Here is an 18,750-nt window from a genome sequence, read left to right as displayed (position 1 = left end):
AGCGTGAGCGTGCTTCGGACTCATGGGCGCTATGACTACATCCCGATCACGAAGCGACCCACCTATGATTGGCCGAACGGCAAGCGTCTTGCCGTCTATATCGGGCTGAATCTCGAAGATTTCGCGTTCGGCGAGGGGCTCGGGGCGGAGCTCGCGCCCGGGGGCCCTTCGCCCGATATCCTCAATTTCGCTTGGCGTGATTACGGCAACCGGGTCGGCGCATGGCGTCTGCTGGAGCTGTTCGACGATCTGGCTCTCCCGGCGTCGGTGCTGCTGAACAGCGTCCTCTACGACACCTGCCCGGATCTCCCCGTCGCGTTCCGACAGCGCGGCGACGAGTTCCTCGGTCACGGCCGCAGCAATGCCGAGCGGCAAGGCCTTCTTCCGGAGCGTGACGAGGCGGCGCTGATTGCCGAGGCGACCGCCACCTTGGCACGGCACGAGGGTCGGGCGCCCGGCGGGTGGCTCGGCCCATGGATCTCGGAAAGCGCGGTGACGCCCGATCTCCTGCAGGAGGCCGGCTACCGCTATCTCCTCGATTGGTGCATGGACGATCAGCCCGTGGTCATGCGGACTCGGCGGGGGCGCATCCTCGCGGTTCCGTATCCGCAGGAACTCAACGATATTCCGATGATCGTCGGCCGCAAAATTGGCGGGGACGCCTTCGCGGATATGATCGTGGATCAGTTCGACGAGATGCTGCATCAAAGCCGCGATGTGCCGCTGGTCATGGGAATCGCGCTGCATGCCTATCTGGTCGGCCAACCCTATCGGCTTCGCCATTTGCGCCGCGCCCTCGCGCATATCGCCGGCCAGCGCGACCTCGTTTTCATCACCCGGCCTGGTGCGATCGCGGCGCATGTCCTTTCGTTGCCGCCTGGAATCGTGCCGGGCTCCTGAGCGACGGCAGGCGTGACGCGAAAAAATCGTACAAAGCGGTGGCGTGATATTGCCGGTCCGGCCCGCTTCGGTTAGTCAGCCTAATGGGCCCAGCACTGCGTTGGGCCGCGGCTATCCGGCATAGCGCCGACAAGAAGTGGCAGAAGCCGCTCACGATATCGGTCGACACAACAGGAGGGAACATGATGCGTATGTCTCACATCGCGACTATCGTCGCGGCCGGATTGCTGGCCAGCACCACATTGGCATTCGCGGCCGGCCCCGAAATCGTCTCTGGCCCGAGCGCTCAGCCGGAATGTTTCGTTCCGTGGACGCAACAGACGAAATTCTTCAAATATCCCAAGAAGGCCGGTCCTTATCGCATTGCTTTGGCCAATGGTTTCATCGGCAATACCTGGCGTATTCAGATGATCAAGACCGCCAAGGCTTATTCCGAGCAGCCCGCCGTCAAGGCGCAGCTCAAGGAATTCAAGGTCGTTTCGACCGGCGAGGACATCGCGGCCCAGATCGCGGCCGTCAACAATTTCATCGACTCGGGCTATGATGCGATCGTGATCGACGCGCAGAACCCGACGGCGTTCAAATCCGTCGTGCGCCGCGCCAAGCAGGCCGGCGTGGTGCTGGTCGCTTTCGACAACACGATCGATACCGACGAGGGTATTAACGTCAACGTCGATCAGGAAGGCCTCGGCAAATATTGGGGCGAGTGGCTGGTCAAGACGGTGCCGAACGGCGGCAAGATCCTCGAAGTGCGGGGCGTGACCGGGACCCAGGTCGACACGGATCGACACAAGGGCATCCAGGATGTGCTGAAGGCCTCCGGAAAACCCTTCGAGACCGTCGAGGTCGTCGGCAAATGGGATGACGGCACGGCCCAGAAGGTGTCGGCCGACGCGATTTCGATCCACAAGCATTTCGACGGGATGACGGCCCAAGGCGGCTCGACCGGCATGGTCCGCGCCTTCATGGACGCGAAGCAGCCCTTCGTTCCGGCCGGCGCCGAAACCGAGAATGGCTTCCGCAAGCTATGCGCCGAACATTCCGCTGACGGGCTGAAATGCGCCTCGGGCGGCACCGGTCCGGCTCAGGTCGCCGTCGCGGTCAAGACTGCGATCGCGGCGCTCCAGGGCGACGTCGTGCCGCAATCCATCAAGTTGCCGCTGGCGCGCGTCGAAGATCCTGATTTCAAAGCCGGCGAAAATTTCTATCCGAAGCAGACCGATAACTTCTTCGTCGGTAACTCCTTCCCGAGCTGTGGCATCAATTTCACGGCGCAGGAAATCATGGGTCAGTCCGAGACCAACCAGTAACGTCACGCTGCTTCGACGACAGCCGGGCCTCTGCCCGGCTGTCGCGACCAGGCTCAAGACATCAACCAACGGGTCTCCCTCGATGAACGACGGCAGGATCGCCGATGCGTCACCGCCCTTGTTCCGCATGCAGGGAATCTCCAAGCGTTACGGTGGCGTGCGTGCTCTCGACGGCGTCAGCCTCGATGTCCGCGCCGGGCGCATTCATGCGATCCTGGGGGAGAACGGCGCTGGGAAATCCAGCCTCATCAAGATCATGTCGGGGGTCGTGCAGCCCGACGAAGGAACCCTGACGCTCGATGGCGCAGCCGTTCGTTTCCCCGATCCGGCCGCCGCCAACCGGGCCGGAATCGTCTGCATCTTTCAGGAATTGTCGCTGATCCCCGACCTTTCGGTGGCCGACAACATCATGATCAGCAATCCGCCCATGCGCTTCGGCATGATCGATCGCGCCGCCCAGCGCACCATGGCGATGCAGGCGTTGGCACGGGCAGGGGCCGGCGACATCCATCCCGCCGCCCGGGTCAAGGATTTGCCGCTGTCGCGCCGCCAGCTCGTCGAGATCGCCAAGGCGCTGGCCCGCAACCCGCGCATCCTGATCCTCGATGAAGCGACGTCGGCTCTCACGGCCAGCGACGTGGCGTCGGTGTTCAGCGTGTTGAAGACGCTCCGGTCGGAAGGGCTGGCGCTGGTCTACATCTCGCATCGGATGCAGGAGATCACCGAACTCGCGGATGATTGCAGCGTGTTCCGCAACGGTCGCAACATCGAGACCTATCCGGCCGGCACCAAGACGGACGATGAGGTCGTCAAGTTGATGATCGGCCGCGACTACAGCCACGTCTTTCCGCCGAAGCCCGCCCCCATTCCCGACAGCAAGGTGCCGGCGCTTGAATTACGCCGGCTGTCTTGGGGCGGCCGGCTGAGCGACATTTCGTTGAGCGTCCGGCCCGGCGAGATCGTCGGGCTTGGCGGTCTCGACGGGCAGGGGCAGCGCGAGCTGCTGCTGGCGCTCTTCGGTGTGCTGCGCGGCGTGACGGGTGAGGTGCTGATCGACGGCAGCCCCGTCTCGATCAAAGGGCCTGGCGACGCCAAATCGCCCGCCAACGGGATTGCGCTAATCCCAGAGGATCGGAAGACCGAGGGGTTGATGCTGCCGATGTCGGTCGGCCAGAACCTGTCCTTTGCGGCGCTCGATCGGTTTACCAGCGGCGGCGTGATCGATCGCGGGGCCGAGCGGCAGGCGATCGATGCGATGTTGCGCCTGCTCGAGATCAAGACCGCCTCGATCGACGTTCCCGTCTCGGCGCTGTCGGGCGGCAACCAGCAGAAGGTGGTGATCGCCAAATGGCTGATGATCGCGCCGAAGATCATCCTGCTGAACGACCCGACGCGCGGCATCGACGTCGGCACCAAGCAGGAGATTTATCGCCTGCTGCGGAAGCTTGCCGACGATGGCGCCGCGATCCTGCTCTATTCGACCGATTATGCCGAACTCATCGGCTGCTGCGACCGGGTCGCGGTGCTCTATGACGGATCGGTGCGGCGCATGCTGGCCGGCCATGACATCACCGAACATGCGCTGATCAGCAGCGCTCTTAATATCGATACTCCAACCGGGGAGGCCGGCGCTGCGCCGGCGCATGTCTCGTGAGCGATTGGCGCTATCGCCTGAGCGAGCATAAGGCGACGATCTTCGCCGCGCTCGTGTTCGTCGTGATCTTCGCGATCTATACGGCCAACCACCCGGCCGGGTTCAGCGCCAACGTGGTGCAGACGGCCGCCAACAAGGGCGTTCTGCTGGCCTTGATCGCCGTCGCGCAGACCTTCGTGGTGTTGACGGCCGGCATCGATCTGTCGCTTGGCTCAATCTTCATTCTCTCGAATTGCCTGGCCTCCTGGATCGTTATCGGATCGCCCGCCATGACGGCGCTCGGGATTCTCGGCGTGATGGCGACGGGGCTCGCCTGCGGTGCGATCAACGGCGCGCTGGTGATCGTCGGACGTCTGCAGCCGATCGTCGCCACCATCGCGACGAGCGCGATCTTCTTCGGAGTGGCGCTGCAGTTGCGCCCGCAGCCCGGCGGCGACATCAACGGCGACCTCGCCGATGCGATCACCGGTCAATTGCCCGGCGGCATTCCGACCAGCGTCGTCGCGCTGGCGGTCGTGATGTTGCTGATCTGGGTGCCGTTCCGCCGCTCGCTCACGGGGCGCGCCGTCTACGCGGTCGGCTCATCCGAGGTGTCGGCCTATATGTCCGGCGTGCCGGTCCGCCGCGCCACCTTCACGGCCTATATGTTGGCTGGGCTTTTCGCGTCCCTGGGCGGCCTGATGTTGGCCTTCTTCACCTCCTCGGGGGAGGCCTCGTCGTCGAATGCAGCGACCTACACGTTGAATTCCATCGCCGCCGTGGTGATCGGCGGTGTGTCGCTCTTCGGCGGCTCCGGCAGCGCCATCGGGGCGATCTTCGGTGCGTTGATCTTCCGCACCATCAACGACCTGTTGTTCGTGTTCGACCTCGACCCGCTCTGGCAGCCCCTGTTCCTCGGGCTCGTGCTGCTGGCCGCCGTGTGTCTCGGCTCATTCCGCCTGATCAGCATCCGCAATCGGCTCGACCTTTTCAGGCAATGACCATGCAACCCGGCTCAGCCACACCCCCCATTTCCCGTATGCCCGCGATCCTCCGACGGATCGATCCGGCGGTCGCGACCGCCTTCGGCTGCATCGTCGTGCTGCTGCTGGTCGGCAGCCTCTACTCGAGCAGCTTTCTGTCCCCCGACTATCTGCTGCAGCAGCTTCAGGTCGGCGCCTTCCTGGCCATGGTGGCGAGCGGCATGATGATCGTCATCCTGCTCGGTCAGATCGACCTGTCGATCCCTTGGCTCATGGCGGTGGGTGGCATGATGTCGACCGCCGCCGCTGGCTGGGGCCCCTGGGGCGATGTCGTCGCCATTCCGTTCGGCGTGTTGTGTGGGCTCGGGTTCGGGCTGATTAACGGCGTCGGCGTCGCCTATCTGCGGGTGCCGTCGATGATTTTCACGCTTGGCATCAACGCGGTCGCGCAGGGCCTGATGATCTTGCGGACCGGTGGCTCGGCGCCGCAGGATATGGCGACCCCCACCATGCACGAACTCGCGACCGGGCATCTCGTCGGACCGATCCCGAACGCGGTGTGGATCTGGGTCGTGGTCGGGCTCGCGACCGTGTTTCTGCTGACCCGCACGAGTTTCGGCCGGGCCGTTTACGGTATCGGCAATCAGGAACCGGCCGCCTATCTGTCGGGCATCCCGAATCAGCGGATCGTTCTCCTGGCGTTCGGCCTTTCGGGCGCGCTGGCCGCCTTCGGAGGCGTATTGCTGGCGGGCTACTCGACCAAAGCCTATCAAGGCATGGGAGATGCCTATCTGCTGCCCGCCATCGCGGCTGTGGTGCTCGGCGGCACCTCGATCCTCGGCGGCAAGGGCTCCTATCTTGGCACGACGGCGGGCGTCATTCTGATCACGCTGCTGCAGTCGATCCTCTCGGTCATGCAAATTGCTGAATCCGGCCGCCAGATCATCTATGGGGTCGTGATCCTGGCCATGCTGCTGCTGTATGGACGATCGAAGCGCACCAACGGCTGACGGCCGGATGGGTGAGGTTCAGCGCCGATCCGGCGCACAGCCGCGAAGGACGGTCGCGGCGCCGAAGGTCGCCCGGAGTTTGGCGCAGCCCCAGGCACGCAGGGGTGTTGGCGCGTAAGCGTTGAGCACGATGCCGAGCGGATCATCCGGGGTCGCTGTATTATCGACATAGCTGTACCAGCGCGCCGCCACGAGGCTGCCAATCCCGAGTGCCAGGATCAGGCTTGTGCGACGGGCGCGGGAGCGGCGTGGCCGTGGCGCAATATAGGCAGCATCGGCCCGACCGTCCGAGCGGCGTAACAGCATCAGCGACATCGACCACGCCGTCACGATCAGCGCGACGGCGAACAGCATGGCGCCGCCACCGAGCACGATCAGCAGGGGCACCACGCGACCATCGACCCAGGTGGCCGCTACGGTTCCATCGCTATGGGACCACAGATATCCGCTCCGGCCGAGCTGATCAGCTGTCACGAAGCCAGAGATGCGGAAGGCGGCGACGCCCGCACAGGCCGCGAGGGCCAGCAAGGCCGCGACGATCAGCCGAAGCGGCCGCCAGACGCGGGCTGCCGGGAGGCCCGTTCCCGGAGTCACATCGTCGATCGGAATTGGAGCGGGCGACGCGTCGCTCACGTCGGCCGCCTCAGGCGGCGGTCTGCCCCGGTAGTGACGGGTAGGTCCCGGCATTGTCGTTCGAGCGACGGCTTTGTTGCTCGAGATCGGCCTTCAAACGCGCAACTTCGGCGCGAAGCTCATCGCTTTCGCGCTTGGCCAAGCGGGCCGCGCGGCGGAAACGGCCCTGGCCGAACCATGTCGCAATGCCGCCGATGATGATGCCGGTTCCGATCACGATCAGGATCACGACAAAGAGAGGACCGTTCAGCGCGAAAGCTGGGATGTCGGTCGCGAACGGATCGAACGACACCGTGACGCCCTGGCGATTGGCGACCGCGAAGGCGACGGCGATCAACGCCAGCGGCACCAAAATCACGAGTTTCAGAAACGTCTTCATGGAATATCGAGACCTTTCGGACGCGGGGCGATCGTGCGGGACAGTTCAGAGTATGACGCCAACGATGTGGGCCAGGATTGTGTCCTGCCGTCGACGACCCTGTCCCAATTGTCCGAGGCCGGAACGCTCGGGATAAACTCAGGCGCTGACGTTCAGGCGCTCGCGCATTTCCTTGCCGGTTTTAAAGAATGGCACAGCCTTTTGGTCGACATCGACATGAGCGCCGGTGCGCGGATTGCGGCCGAGGCGAGCGTCGCGGCGCTTGATCGAGAAGGCGCCAAAGCCCCGCAACTCGACGCGATCGCCCCGCGTCAGAGCATTGGTGATCTCGTCCAGGATGGCGTTGACGATGCGTTCGACGTCGCGTTGGTAGAGGTGTGGGTTCTTTTCAGCGATCCGCTGGACGAGTTCCGACTTGATCACCTTGGCCCCAAATCCGCTACGGCTGGGTCACGATAAGGCTCAAATTCCGTGCCCCGTAACCCTTCAATTCACTCAGCTACCCTGCCAAATGGAGACCAGACCGTCAAGCTTCGGGGCCTCTTCGAGGGCAGCGGTCTGATGCAGCAGATGCCCGACCATTGACCAGCCGAGCCCATCGGCCAGCGTTGCGGCGGCGCCAAAAAGGCCAAGCCGCTCAAGGCTTCGGTCGGTTTTCCAATCGCGAATCGGTAATCCTTTTGCGACGCCTTTCTGGGTTTCGAGCCAGGCCACGGCATCCTCTTCGCTGCCGATCTGGTCGATCAGCTTGAGCGGCATGCTTTGCCGGCCGGTGAAGACGCGACCATCGTCGACGGCGGCGAGGTCGGTGTCGCTCATGTGGCGGCGGTCCTTCACCAACGCCTTGAACCAATCGAAACTGTCGCTCACCAGGGAGGCGAGTGCCGCGCGGGCCGCATCGCTGGTCGGCTCGAAACCGTTCGGCGACGCCTTGAGCGGCGCCGACTTCACGGTCTCGACTTTTACGCCCACCTTGTCGAGTAGTCCGGAGACGTTGGGAAATTCGAACAGCACACCGATCGAGCCGACGAGGGAATTCCCACGCGCCACGATGTGGTCGGCCCCAAGGGCCGCGATATAGGCACCCGACGCCGCCATGGTGCCGACGGTCGCGACGACTGGCTTCTTGGCCGCGACTTTGCGGATCGCATCATACAGCCGCTCAGAGCCGACAGTAGTGCCGCCCGGACTTTCCAGCGACAGGATGAGGGCTGTCGCATTCGAGGTCGCGATCTCGTCGAGGAGCTTGATGGTCGCGTCATCGCCCGTGATGACACCTTGGATCTTGAGGCGTGCAATATGCGGCACCAGCGTGCCGGCGCCGCGCGGACCAACGATCTGCAACCCGATGCCGACCAGCGCCAGAGCGACGATCACGCAGGCGATGGCGCGCCAGAAGAACAATTTGCGCCTCATCCGGCGGCGGTCGACGAGGTAATCGGCAGTTGATCCGGCGATATGGGACATGAGGATCTCGACTGAATGGGTTTAGACCGGACCCTAGACCAAGATCCCACGCGAGGGAATTCACGTTCCGCGCCGCCTTGCGGTGCGAGGACGCCGTTCAGGATCGCTCTTTCAGGACGTCGATGAAGGCCCGCAATCCAGGTGGCACGTGCCGATGTCCAGGGTAGTAGAGAAACAGTCCCGGGATCGCGGGACACCAATCCTCCAGCACGAGTCGTAGGGCACCGCGTTGGATGAACGAGCGCGCCACATCGTCGGACAGATAGGCGATCCCCAGGCCGTCGGCGGCGGCTTCGGCCATCAGACTCATCGAGTCGAGTGTCAGCGGGCCGGGAACATCGATGCTGATGCTCTGACCGTGTTTTTCGAATTCCCAGTGGAACAGCCTGCCGCTCGGGAGACGAAAGCGAATGCAAGTATGGTGTCGCAGATCCTCGGGGGTGGTCGGCGCCGGGTTTGCCGCGATGTAAAGCGGAGATGCGACGGGAACGAAACGCACGTCTCCCCCGAAGCGTATGGCGATCATGTCGCGAGGCACATCGTCGCCTAGCCGAATCCCCGCGTCGAACCCCTTCGCGATGATGTCGCTCAACATGCCGTCTGTGACAAGATCGAGCGACATCTCCGGATAGCGCGCCAGGAATGTCGGAACCACCGAGGCGAGTAGCAGCCGGATCGCTATGTCGCTGCTGTTGATCCGCAAGGTTCCGCTCGGGCGTCCGCGCAAGGCCCCGATTTCGTCGATCGCGAGATCGAAATCCTTCAGCACGGGTCGCAAGCGGGTCGCCAGTTGGTCTCCGGCCTCAGTCGTGGACACACTCCGGGTCGTGCGATGCAGGAGACGTACTCCCATCTTCGCCTCGAGATTTCGCACCATGTGGCTCAGCGTGGATGGCGACTGACCGAGCTCTTGGGCAGCCTTGCTGAAGCTCCGATGCGCCACGATGGCCATGAAGGCTGTCATGTCAGAAAGTGTCGGCCGGTCTTTCATGGGATTTCTTCACTAGCCTATGCAGATCTATGCGGATAGTCGCATGGATCGATAGGCTTAGCTTGTCCTCATGGGCTGTGTTGCACGGCTCGCGAAAGGCATCCTCATGAGCAAGACTTGGTTTATCACCGGCACCTCCTCCGGCATCGGTCGTGCGTTGACGCAGCGACTTCTCGACCATGGCGACCGGGTGGCCGCGACGTTGCGAACGGTGAGCGCCCTCGATGATCTCGCGGCCCGGTTTGGCGATCGCCTCTGGACCGCCGCGCTGGATGTCACCGACACCGCTGAGGTACGCCATGTCGTCGGCCGAGCTTTCGCCGCCCTCGGCCGGATCGACGTCGTCGTGAACAATGCCGGCTACGGCCTGTTCGGCGCCGCCGAGGAGGTGACCGACGAGCAGATCGAGCGGCAGTTCGACACCAATGTGGTGGGGTCGATCCAGGTCATCCGGGCCGCCCTCCCACATCTCCGCGCCCAGGGTGGCGGACGGATCATGCAGGTCTCGTCGGAAGGAGGCCAGATCGCCTATCCGAATTTCAGCCTCTATCACGCCAGTAAATTCGCCATCGAAGGCTTCATCGAGTCCGTAGCTCAGGAGGTCGCACCCTTCGGTATCGACTTCACGATCGTCGGGCCGGGCCCCACCAAGACGAACTTCGGCGCCGGACTGGTGAGCTCGCCCCCGATGTCGATCTACGACGACACACCGGTCGGGGAAATGCGCCGTGCCGTTTCGTCGGGCGCCTTTCCGCTGCCGGGAGATGTCGACAAGATGGCCGATGTCATGATCGCATCGGCAGAGCGCCGCCCGGCACCGTTTCGTCTCGTGCTGGGAGCGGACTCCTACAAGCGCGTCCATCACGCATTGACGCAACGCCTTGCGGCACTCGAGGCGCAGAAGGACATCGCTTCGTCGACCGATACCGACACGTGATGGCAGGCCTGACCCACGCCGCTGCAGCGTAGCGACTAGCGTCGGGCCCGGTCGGCGGCCAGCAAAGCGAGACCGGACGCGACGGATTGGAACGCGTTGCCGGTATGCAGCCGCTCCGGGCCGAAGCGATCCTCAAACAGGCGCCGCACGGCCGGCACGTAGGAGGTTCCGCCCGTCATGAACACGGCGTCGATGTCATCGGTGCCGAGACCCGAGGCTACCATGGCCTCGTCGGTCGCGGCTGAGATGCGGGCGAGGTCCGGCGCGATGAAGCGCTCGAAGTCGCGACGCGTCACCTTGGCTCGAAGCGTCACGCCGCCCGAGTGGAAATCCAGCTCGGCCTGCTCCTCGGACGAGAGCCGCATCTTGACGGCGCTGATGGCGCGGTAGAGCTCGAAGCCGAGATCCATGTCGAGAAACGTCATCAGCGCTTCGATCCGCTCGGGCACGTCGCTCGAAGCCGCGAGGCTCTTCAACTCGGCCATGACCTTGCTGGTCTTCAGCCACGACAACTGATGCCATTGGGCGAAGGCCGCATGCACATAAGCCGGGAAGGGCAGCAGCTTGTCGAACGAGCGATAATGGCTGTTCTTACCGAGTTGCGGCGAGACCAGATGGTCGACCAGCCGATAATCGAACGTGTCGCCCGCGACGCCGACGCCCGAATGGGCCAGCGGCGTGCCCTCGAGGCGGCCAGCCGCGTCGCGCGTGAAACGGATGACCGAGAAATCGCTGGTGCCGCCCCCGAAATCGGCGACCAGCACGGTTTCGTCGCGTTTGAGATTGCGGGCATACCAATAGGCGGCGCCCAGTGGCTCATAGGCGAGATCCACCTGTGGCAGACCGGCTTCCGCATAAGCGCTTTGAAGCCGCTTGACCGCCAGCGCCTCGTCGGGTCGCCCGCCGGCGAACACGACTGGACGGCCGCCGACGATCGGCACATTCGGCGTGATGACGCGGTCGCGGTCCTGCGCCAGCAGATGATTGAGAAATGTCGCGATCAGCGCCTCGATCGTGAAGCGCTTGCCGAACAGCCGCGTCTCCGTGAACGAAGCCGTCGCCACATAGGTCTTGATCGATTGGACAAACCGATGATGGCCGTCGGGCGAGAGGGCGCGCTGGAGCGCGTCCGGGCCGCCGACATGACGCAGTGTCGCCTTCGGCATGCGTCCCTCGCTCCAAAACGTGAGGGCAGTGCGAAACACCTCGGACGGGCCCTCGGCGGACGGCCAGGAGATGTTTTCGACGCGGCCATGCTGGTCCGCGATCGCGACGGTCGAGTTGGTGGTGCCGAAGTCGATGCCGATGGCGTGAGTCATCATGGGTGTCCCGTGGCTCAAGGGTCGGTTGAGGCTTCGGCGTCGGCGCGAGAACCGACGGCGACGAAAAAGCCCGCGCGGGGTAATGCCCCGCGCGGGCTTCGATGCGAGTCGTATCCGGGGCAGTGAGGGCCCGGAGCGTGACGTCTTAGTTCTGGTTGTCGCGCTGACGCTTGAGCGCCGCACCGAGAATGTCGCCCAAGGACGCGCCGGAATCAGCCGACCCATATTGAGCGATGGCTTCCTTTTCCTCGGCCATTTCGAGCGCCTTGACCGACACGGCGACCTTGCGGGCCTTCCGGTCGAACAAGGTGATGCGTGCATCGACCTTTTCGCCAACCGCAAAGCGATCCGGACGCTGATCGTTGCGATCGCGCGCCAATTCGGCGCGACGGACGAAGCAGGTGAGGTCCGTCCCGGCGATCTTCACATCGACGCCGCCATCGCGAACTTCGATGATCTCGCAGGTGACGACCGCGCCCTTGCGCAATTCGCCCGGGCCGCCAGCCGGAGCCGGGGTGGTGCCGGCCGTAGCCGCATCGGTGCCCGCAACAGCGAATACCGGCTCGGAATCGGCAGCCTTCGAGACGAAGGGGTCGCCGGCGAGCTGCTTGATGCCGAGCGAGATGCGCTCCTTTTCGATGTCGACGTCAAGCACTTGCGCCTTGACCATGTCGCCCTTCTTGAAGTCGTCGATCACCTGCTCGCCAGGCTTCGTCCAGTCGAGGTCGGAGAGATGGACCATGCCGTCCACATCGCCTTCGAGGCCGATGAACAAACCGAATTCGGTCTTGTTCTTGACCTCGCCTTCGACGATCGATCCCGTCGGGAATTGCTCGGCGAAGCTCTCCCACGGATTGGCGAGCGTCTGCTTGAGGCCGAGCGAGATGCGGCGCTTGACCGGATCGACTTCCAGAACCTGAACGTCGACTTCCTGGCTCGTCGCCACGATCTTGCCGGGGTGGACGTTCTTCTTCGTCCACGACATCTCGGACACGTGGATAAGACCCTCGATCCCCGGCTCGAGCTCCACGAAGGCGCCGTAGTCGGTGATGTTGGTGACGCGGCCCGACAGGCGCGCCTCGATCGGGTATTTGGCCTCGATGCCCTGCCACGGATCGTCCAGCAGTTGCTTCATGCCCAGCGAGATGCGGTGCGTCTCGTGGTTGATCTTGATGATCTTCACCTTCACGGTCTGGCCGATGTTCAGCACTTCCGTGGGATGGTTGACGCGACGCCATGCGATATCGGTGACGTGCAGCAGGCCATCGATGCCGCCGAGGTCCACGAATGCGCCGTAATCGGTGATGTTCTTCACCGTTCCGTCGATCACCTGACCCTCTTCGAGGTTCGCCACGATCTCGTGACGCTGCTCGGCGCGGGATTCTTCAAGCACGGTCCGACGCGACACGACGATATTGCCGCGACGGCGATCCATCTTGAGGATCTGGAACGGCTGCGGGATGCCCATCAGCGGCGCGACGTCGCGCACCGGACGGATATCGACCTGCGAGCGGGGCAAGAACGCGACAGCGCCGTCGAGGTCGACCGTGAAGCCACCCTTGACCTGGTTGAAGATGACGCCTTCGACCTTTTCCTGCTTCTCGAACGCCTTTTCGAGCTTGACCCAGCTCTCTTCGCGACGGGCCTTGTCGCGCGAGATCACGGCCTCGCCGAGCGCGTTTTCGACGCGTTCGAGATAGACCTCGACTTCGTCGCCGACCTTGGGGGCGGCTTCGCGGTTCGGGCCGGTAAATTCCTTGAGGGCAACGCGACCTTCGGTCTTCAGACCGATGTCGATGACCGCGACATCCTTTTCGATGGCGACGATAATACCCTTGACGACGGTTCCTTCGAACGCATCGTTATTGCCATAGCTCTCGTCGAGCAGAGCGGCAAAGTCTTCACGCGTCGGGGTGCGTGAGTTGGAAACAACAGCGGACATTCAATCTCCTGGAGTGCCCTTGACGGGCGGCGCCGGCCGGGTTGGTGTTTCAGGGTGCCTGTCGACGCCGACGATCGTCCGTTATCGGAGCGATCCTCCGCCCCAAAAGGGCGGGCCGGCGCGGGGCCGGCGAGGGCAGGCGGTTGGTCGTCTCGAAACCGAAACGGCCCGATCCCAAAGATGGAGCCGGGACGGCGTAACAGCAACAGAAGAGCGCCATAGCAGAAACCTGCCGGAGACGCAACGGAGCGTGACCGATGCACCTTGAGGCCGCGTCTCAGCGCGGCGGGATGACCCGCGTTTCACCCACGTCCAAGGTCGTGAAGTCATCGATCGTGAGCCCCGCCTCGGCGCGGGCTTGGCCAAGGGCGAGAAGCGGCTCGTCGATCGGCTCGTCGGTCAATTGGACCGTACCGAAGTGCATCCCGATGCTGTGGCGAGCCTGCAAATCCTGATGGGCCCGAACGGCCTCGGCCGGATTCATGTGTTGGCTCTGCATGAACCAGCGCGGCTCGTAAGCGCCGATCGGCAGCAGCGCGACATCCGGCTCGCCAAGGCGCCGGCGGATCTCCGAGAACCAGCCGCAATAGCCGCTGTCGCCTGCGACATAGATGCGGCTCGCTCCGCTCTCGATCATAAAGCCGCCCCAGAGCGTCTGGCGGCGGTCACTCAGGGAGCGGCTCGACCAATGTTGCGCCGGCACGAACGTGATCGACACGCTCAGGCGAAGCCCGATCGCCTGCCACCAATCGAGTTCGGCCGCGCCCGCAATGCCCTTGCGCGCCAGATAGGCCCCGTTGCCGAGGCCGGTCACGATGGGAACCCGCTTGCCGCGGGGAGATGGTCGCGTCCGCAACGCGCGGAGGCTCGGCAGATCCATGTGGTCGTAGTGGTTATGGGTGAGCAGAACGAGGTCGATGGGCGGCAGCTGGTCGATCGACAGGCCCGGCGGGCGGATCCGTTTCGGCCCGAGAAAGCTGATCGGGCTCACCCGCTCAGAAAAGACGGGATCGACCAGGATGGTGCAGTCCGCGGTTCGGATCAGGGCGCTCGCATGGCCGATGAATGTCACGGCGACCTCGCCGGCATCGATGCGCGATGGTGCGGGTGGGTAGGGGAGATTGTCCCGATGGGCGGGCCATAACGCCCGATGTCCGGTCCGCCTCCAGCGCAAAAGATCAGCGGCTGTCTTGTCGGTATCGACGCCCGGATTGAAAAAATGCGATCCGTCGAAATGGTCGGAGCGCGGATGGGGAAGTGGTGCGGGAAGCTGCATGGTCCCGATCTTAGCGCGGTCGCGGGGCCGCGTGCACTGCAAAACACCGGGCAAGCGAACATCGGAGCCGTGGCGGCGTTGATCCCATGATCTCGTTTCGCAGGGACCCGACCATGACCCAGACGTTTCTGATCGCCGCTTTGACGGCTTCGACCTTCGTGGCGGCCATTTCCCCAGCCGGTGCGGCAGCCAATCCGCTCGCGCCGTATCGATGGACGCATCGTGTTCTGCTGGTGTCGGCTCCTTCGGCGGACGATCCGCAACTGCTTGAGCAGAAGACGATGTTCCGGGCCATGCAGAAGGGCGCCGCGGAGCGTGATCTCGCGCTCGTCGAGGCGGTGGGCGACGGCGCCAAGGCGCGAGCCCTCCGGGCGGCCGCCGAAGTCGATGGTGCAGGGTTTCGCGTGCTGCTGATCGGTAAGGATGGCGGCACGAAGATGTCGTCCGAGACGCCGCTTGGCCCCGACGTTCTGTTTCCGACGATCGACGCGATGCCCATGCGCCGGGACGAAGCGGCCCGTCAGCCGTGACGATCTAACCGACGGCGCTCGCCGGGAGGCGACACGGGCTTGCAACTCGTTTGCGACTGCTTGCTCGGCCATGCTGCCGACGAGGCGGTCTTTTTGCCTGACATGACGGGTCGATCGGGCCAGGAACCTTAAATGCGGGTTGCCAAGCCGATTGGGATTGGGTACACGACCGTCACTGCAGCCTGACCGATCCGGTCGGGCCTACGATCTGTTTCCGGATCGTTTTGCCCCTCGCGGCATGCGCGCCCGTAGCTCAGCTGGATAGAGCATCAGACTACGAATCTGAGGGTCGGACGTTCGAATCGTTCCGGGCGCGCCAAATTCGACATATAGCAATCGTCGATCGCTTCTAACGAGAGTCGACGCCTGTGTTGGCGGGCGATGGTCCGTGCTGGGTCGCTCCAATCGTTCCGTGCGGCGCCTCGATTGGATTGCAATCCAGGCTCCCGATGTCCAACGCCCGCCGAGTGATCAACCCGGGTTGGGCGATCGTCGCGAAATCTTTCCGACGAAGTCGCGGGTGCGGGTCACTGTCGGGGCGTCGAAGATCTGGTCGGGTGGTCCGATTTCCTGGACCTTGCCGTCGGCCATGAAGGCGACGCGGTGCGACACGTCACGCACGAAACTCATCTCATGCGACACGATCAACATCGTGATCTGCCCCGAGGCGAGCAACCGGATCGTATCCAGCACCTCGCTGACACGCTCGGGATCGAGCGCCGAGGTTACTTCGTCGAGCAGCAGGAGATCGGGCTTCAGGCAGAGCGCGCGGGCGATGGCGACCCGCTGCTGCTGGCCACCTGACAATTGGTCGGGATAAGCGTCCAGCTTGTCGCCAAGCCCAACCTTGTCGAGCAGGGCCCGCGCCTCGGCATCGACCTCCCGCCGATCCCGCTTCTTAATCGTGACCGGCGCCACGGTGACGTTTTTGAGAACCGTCATGTTGCCGAACAGATTATATTGCTGGAACACGATGGCCATGCGGTCGCGGGCCGCCTTGAGCGAGCGTCGGTCCGCATAATCGATCGACTGACCGGCGAGCGTGACGCCGCCGTGCTCGGGCCGCAGCAACCCCGTGATGACCCGAAGCAGCGTGCTCTTCCCCGATCCCGACGGGCCGATCAGGCTGACGATCTCGCCGCGCTCGACCGACAGGTCGATGCCGTCGAGCACCGCAACTTTGCCGTAGCGCGCGCTAAGTCCGCGGATGTCGAGATGCGCCAAGGCGATGCTCCAGGTGGCCGCCGAGGCGCGCCAAGGGGTATGAGATGAGGAAGTACAAAAGCAGCACGGCGCCGAACACCAGAAAGGCCGAAAAGCCCTTGGTGTTGAGGATTTTGCCGGCCTGCGTGAGTTCGAGAACGCCGGCCTGCGACGCAAGCGCCGTATCCTTGATGAAGAGGACGAAATAACCGAAGACCGGCGGGAGGATCAGCGGCCAGGCTTGAGGCAGCCGCACTAGCCGCAAGGTTTGCCAGGTCGAAAAATTCATCGCGGTGGCTGCCTCGATCTGGCTCTGATTGACTGCCCCGAGACCGCCCCGGATGATCTCCGCCACGAAGGCGGTCGATATGACCGATGTGGCGATCAGCGCGATCGTCAGCGGCGATGCATCGAAACCGAGCACCTGCGCGCCGAAGAAGAACAGCATGAGCGTGACGAGGAACGGCACCCGCCGCACGATCTCGACATAGAAGCCGGCGAGAACGCGCATCGGCAGCAGCGGCCAGCCATGCGACATGCGCGCGAGCGAGACCAGAAACCCGATTACCAGGCCGACGAGGCACCCGACGGCCGAGAGCAGCAACGTCGTCAGCGCCGCTTCGCCCAACAGGATCAAATTGTACGATGTAAAGACTTGCGGGATCTGCGCGATGATATCGTTGAACATCACAGCACCTTGATCCGGACTCGGAACGCCAGTCGCCCGACGACCGCCAGAAGCAGTGTGGCCGCGAAGGTGATCGCGACATAGATTACCGCCACCGTGGTGAAGACCTCGATCGAGCGAAACGTCGTCGAATTCACGTTATAGGCGCGGCCGGTGAGTTCCTCGACCCCGAAGACCGCCGCCATCGAGGTGCCGAGCGTCATCAGAATATATTGGTTGCTGAGCGCCGGCAGCACGACGCGGAAAATATGCGGCAGCACGACATGCCGGAGGGTTTGCAGCCGGTTCATGCCGAGCGTTTCGGCCGCGTCGAGTTCCTGCTGATGGACGGAGGCGAGGCCCGCCCGTAAGATTTCGGTCAGATAGGCGCCGGCATTCAGCGTCATGCCGATCAGTACTGCGGCGAAGGGCGAGAACAGCACCCCGAGATCCGGCAGGCCGAAGAAGATCACATAGATCTGCACGAGCTGCGGGGTGTTGGTAAAAAACGCCACATAGATCCTGGCGAGGCGCGACAGAAGAGGACCGCCCTGGTCGCGGGCGATCGCGCCGCAGAGGCCGAGGACGGCACCCCCGGCGAAAGCCAGGACGCTGAGTTCAAGGCTGATCAGGGCACCGCCCAGGAAATAGGGCAGATAAGGCGTGATCTGACTATACTGCAGGACGTAGTGCATGGGTCGATCACGCCTTCACGAACGAAGCCTCAGAAATAGGGTGTGACCGGGATCGGATAGACCATGTCGATGCCGAACCACTTCTTGTAGGTGGTCGCCATGAAGCCGTTGGTCTGCAACTGGAACACCGCAGTATTGAGCCAGCTTTTCAGCGCATCGTTGCCGTGCGCAACGCCAATGCAATCGTAATCGACGTCGGGTTTGCTATCGAGGATGATCCGCGTCTCGGTCTTGTAGGTCTTGGTGTAGGGACCGATGTAGTCGACCACGTCGACGATCGCGTCGCCGCGTCCCTGGAACAGCGCCCGCACTGCATCGGGATAATTGTCGAACAACGTGACTTGCGCCTTCGGCATGTGGGTCTTGACATATTCGACCGGGGTCGTGCCGCGCACCTCGATCAGATGAACGTCGGCCGAGTCGAGATCCGCGAGGGTCTTGAACGGCTTGTCCTTCAGCGTCATGGCGCTGATCGCCTCGGTCTGGATCGGCAGCGAGAAATCGATCACTTTGGCCCGGTCCGGTGTGCGCGTAAGGGCGCCGAGCACGATATCGGCCTTGCCGGTCACCAGAAACGGCACGCGGTCGGCCGAGTTGACCTGGACCAGCGAGACGTCGACGCCGAGCATCTGGCTCAGTTTGGTGGCGACGTCGACATCGAAGCCTTCGATCTCGTTCTTGTCGTTGAAGCGACCGAGTGGCGGCAGATTGGGGTTGATGCCCACCACCAGCTTCTTGGCCGACAGAATATCGTCGAGGCTGTGGGCGGACGCCGGAGCGGGAGACATGGCAACCAAGGCCATGCCGGCCAATCCGCAAATGATCTTCAAGGCACTCATGGTTCGACCCTCTCCTATGCGCCGTCCGATCGT

General features: G+C 63.5%; 19 protein-coding genes and 1 tRNA gene. 8 read left to right on the top strand and 12 right to left on the bottom strand.

The window, feature by feature from the left end:
- The first annotated feature begins 3 nt into the window (after positions 1-3).
- The 5 genes from EY713_RS05315 to EY713_RS05295 all read left to right on the top strand — a co-directional run bounded on the left by EY713_RS05315 (position 4) and on the right by EY713_RS05295 (position 5,836).
- A complete protein-coding gene (locus EY713_RS05315) occupies positions 4-900 on the top strand; it encodes a polysaccharide deacetylase family protein (RefSeq protein ID WP_210215314.1) in 897 nt (298 codons plus the stop codon).
- A gap of 185 nt (positions 901-1,085) precedes the next feature.
- Entirely contained in the window at positions 1,086-2,210 is a 1,125-nt protein-coding gene (locus EY713_RS05310; RefSeq protein ID WP_131119294.1) for a sugar ABC transporter substrate-binding protein, read from the top strand.
- 82 nt (positions 2,211-2,292) lie between these two features.
- Entirely contained in the window at positions 2,293-3,864 is a 1,572-nt protein-coding gene (locus EY713_RS05305) for a sugar ABC transporter ATP-binding protein (protein ID WP_131113898.1), read from the top strand.
- Positions 3,861-4,844: an ABC transporter permease gene (locus EY713_RS05300; protein WP_131113897.1), complete on the top strand. Its 984-nt coding sequence runs from the start codon at positions 3,861-3,863 to the stop codon at positions 4,842-4,844. Before EY713_RS05305 ends, EY713_RS05300 begins: the two co-directional genes overlap by 4 nt.
- 2 nt (positions 4,845-4,846) lie before the next feature.
- Positions 4,847-5,836: an ABC transporter permease gene (locus tag EY713_RS05295; RefSeq protein WP_131113896.1), complete on the top strand. Its 990-nt coding sequence runs from the start codon at positions 4,847-4,849 to the stop codon at positions 5,834-5,836.
- 18 nt (positions 5,837-5,854) lie between these two features.
- Here EY713_RS05295 and EY713_RS23090 read toward each other — a convergent pair whose 3' ends face one another.
- The 5 genes from EY713_RS23090 to EY713_RS05270 all read right to left on the bottom strand — a co-directional run bounded on the left by EY713_RS23090 (position 5,855) and on the right by EY713_RS05270 (position 9,306).
- Positions 5,855-6,469 carry a hypothetical protein gene (locus EY713_RS23090; protein WP_245572900.1) on the bottom strand — a complete coding sequence of 205 codons (615 nt, stop codon included), beginning with the start codon at positions 6,467-6,469 and terminating at the stop codon, positions 5,855-5,857.
- Positions 6,470-6,479: 10 nt separating this feature from the next.
- Positions 6,480-6,848: a lipopolysaccharide assembly protein LapA domain-containing protein gene (locus tag EY713_RS05285; RefSeq protein WP_131113895.1), complete on the bottom strand. Its 369-nt coding sequence runs from the start codon at positions 6,846-6,848 to the stop codon at positions 6,480-6,482.
- 138 nt (positions 6,849-6,986) lie between these two features.
- Positions 6,987-7,271 carry an integration host factor subunit beta gene (locus EY713_RS05280; RefSeq protein WP_131113894.1) on the bottom strand — a complete coding sequence of 95 codons (285 nt, stop codon included), beginning with the start codon at positions 7,269-7,271 and terminating at the stop codon, positions 6,987-6,989.
- A 72-nt stretch (positions 7,272-7,343) separates the two neighbouring features.
- Entirely contained in the window at positions 7,344-8,315 is a 972-nt protein-coding gene (gene sppA, locus EY713_RS05275) for a signal peptide peptidase SppA (RefSeq protein WP_131113893.1), read from the bottom strand.
- A gap of 97 nt (positions 8,316-8,412) precedes the next feature.
- Positions 8,413-9,306, bottom strand: a complete 894-nt coding sequence (locus tag EY713_RS05270) for a LysR family transcriptional regulator (RefSeq protein ID WP_131113892.1) — start codon at positions 9,304-9,306, stop codon at positions 8,413-8,415.
- A gap of 106 nt (positions 9,307-9,412) precedes the next feature.
- Here EY713_RS05270 and EY713_RS05265 point away from each other — a divergent pair, with 106 nt between their 5' ends.
- Positions 9,413-10,243, top strand: a complete 831-nt coding sequence (locus EY713_RS05265; protein ID WP_131113891.1) for an SDR family oxidoreductase — start codon at positions 9,413-9,415, stop codon at positions 10,241-10,243.
- Between the two features lie 35 nt (positions 10,244-10,278).
- On the opposite strand, the gene EY713_RS05260 is transcribed toward EY713_RS05265, so the two are convergent.
- From EY713_RS05260 to EY713_RS05250, 3 genes are all read right to left on the bottom strand, one after another.
- A complete protein-coding gene (locus tag EY713_RS05260; protein ID WP_131113890.1) occupies positions 10,279-11,565 on the bottom strand; it encodes an Hsp70 family protein in 1,287 nt (428 codons plus the stop codon).
- A 145-nt stretch (positions 11,566-11,710) separates the two neighbouring features.
- Positions 11,711-13,507 carry a 30S ribosomal protein S1 gene (rpsA, locus tag EY713_RS05255; protein WP_131113889.1) on the bottom strand — a complete coding sequence of 599 codons (1,797 nt, stop codon included), beginning with the start codon at positions 13,505-13,507 and terminating at the stop codon, positions 11,711-11,713.
- 277 nt (positions 13,508-13,784) lie between these two features.
- Complete coding sequence (locus EY713_RS05250) at positions 13,785-14,783, bottom strand: MBL fold metallo-hydrolase (protein WP_131113888.1); 999 nt, start codon at positions 14,781-14,783, stop codon at positions 13,785-13,787.
- Between the two features lie 113 nt (positions 14,784-14,896).
- Between EY713_RS05250 and EY713_RS05245 the strand changes: the two genes are divergently transcribed.
- Positions 14,897-15,313, top strand: a complete 417-nt coding sequence (locus EY713_RS05245; protein ID WP_131113887.1) for a DUF4174 domain-containing protein — start codon at positions 14,897-14,899, stop codon at positions 15,311-15,313.
- A 242-nt stretch (positions 15,314-15,555) separates the two neighbouring features.
- A tRNA-Arg gene (locus EY713_RS05240) sits at positions 15,556-15,632 on the top strand.
- A gap of 152 nt (positions 15,633-15,784) precedes the next feature.
- Here the strand turns inward: EY713_RS05240 and EY713_RS05235 are convergent.
- From EY713_RS05235 to EY713_RS05220, 4 genes are read right to left on the bottom strand one after another with little or no spacing between them, the layout of a single operon-like run.
- Positions 15,785-16,537 carry an amino acid ABC transporter ATP-binding protein gene (locus EY713_RS05235; RefSeq protein ID WP_131113886.1) on the bottom strand — a complete coding sequence of 251 codons (753 nt, stop codon included), beginning with the start codon at positions 16,535-16,537 and terminating at the stop codon, positions 15,785-15,787.
- Positions 16,509-17,204: an amino acid ABC transporter permease gene (locus EY713_RS05230; RefSeq protein ID WP_131113885.1), complete on the bottom strand. Its 696-nt coding sequence runs from the start codon at positions 17,202-17,204 to the stop codon at positions 16,509-16,511. Before EY713_RS05230 ends, EY713_RS05235 begins: the two co-directional genes overlap by 29 nt.
- Positions 17,204-17,878, bottom strand: coding sequence for an amino acid ABC transporter permease (locus EY713_RS05225; RefSeq protein ID WP_131113884.1), 675 nt, complete (start codon positions 17,876-17,878; stop codon positions 17,204-17,206). The genes EY713_RS05230 and EY713_RS05225 overlap by 1 nt, the downstream gene beginning before the upstream one ends.
- Positions 17,879-17,907: 29 nt before the next feature.
- The gene (locus tag EY713_RS05220; RefSeq protein WP_131113883.1) at positions 17,908-18,717 is read right to left on the bottom strand and encodes a transporter substrate-binding domain-containing protein; all 810 of its coding nucleotides are present in this window, start codon (positions 18,715-18,717) and stop codon (positions 17,908-17,910) included.
- Positions 18,718-18,750: the final 33 nt, after the last annotated feature.

This window comes from Lichenihabitans psoromatis (assembly GCF_004323635.1).
Lineage (GTDB): Bacteria > Pseudomonadota > Alphaproteobacteria > Rhizobiales > Beijerinckiaceae > Lichenihabitans > Lichenihabitans psoromatis.
This window is presented reverse-complemented; position numbering and strand designations above follow the sequence as displayed.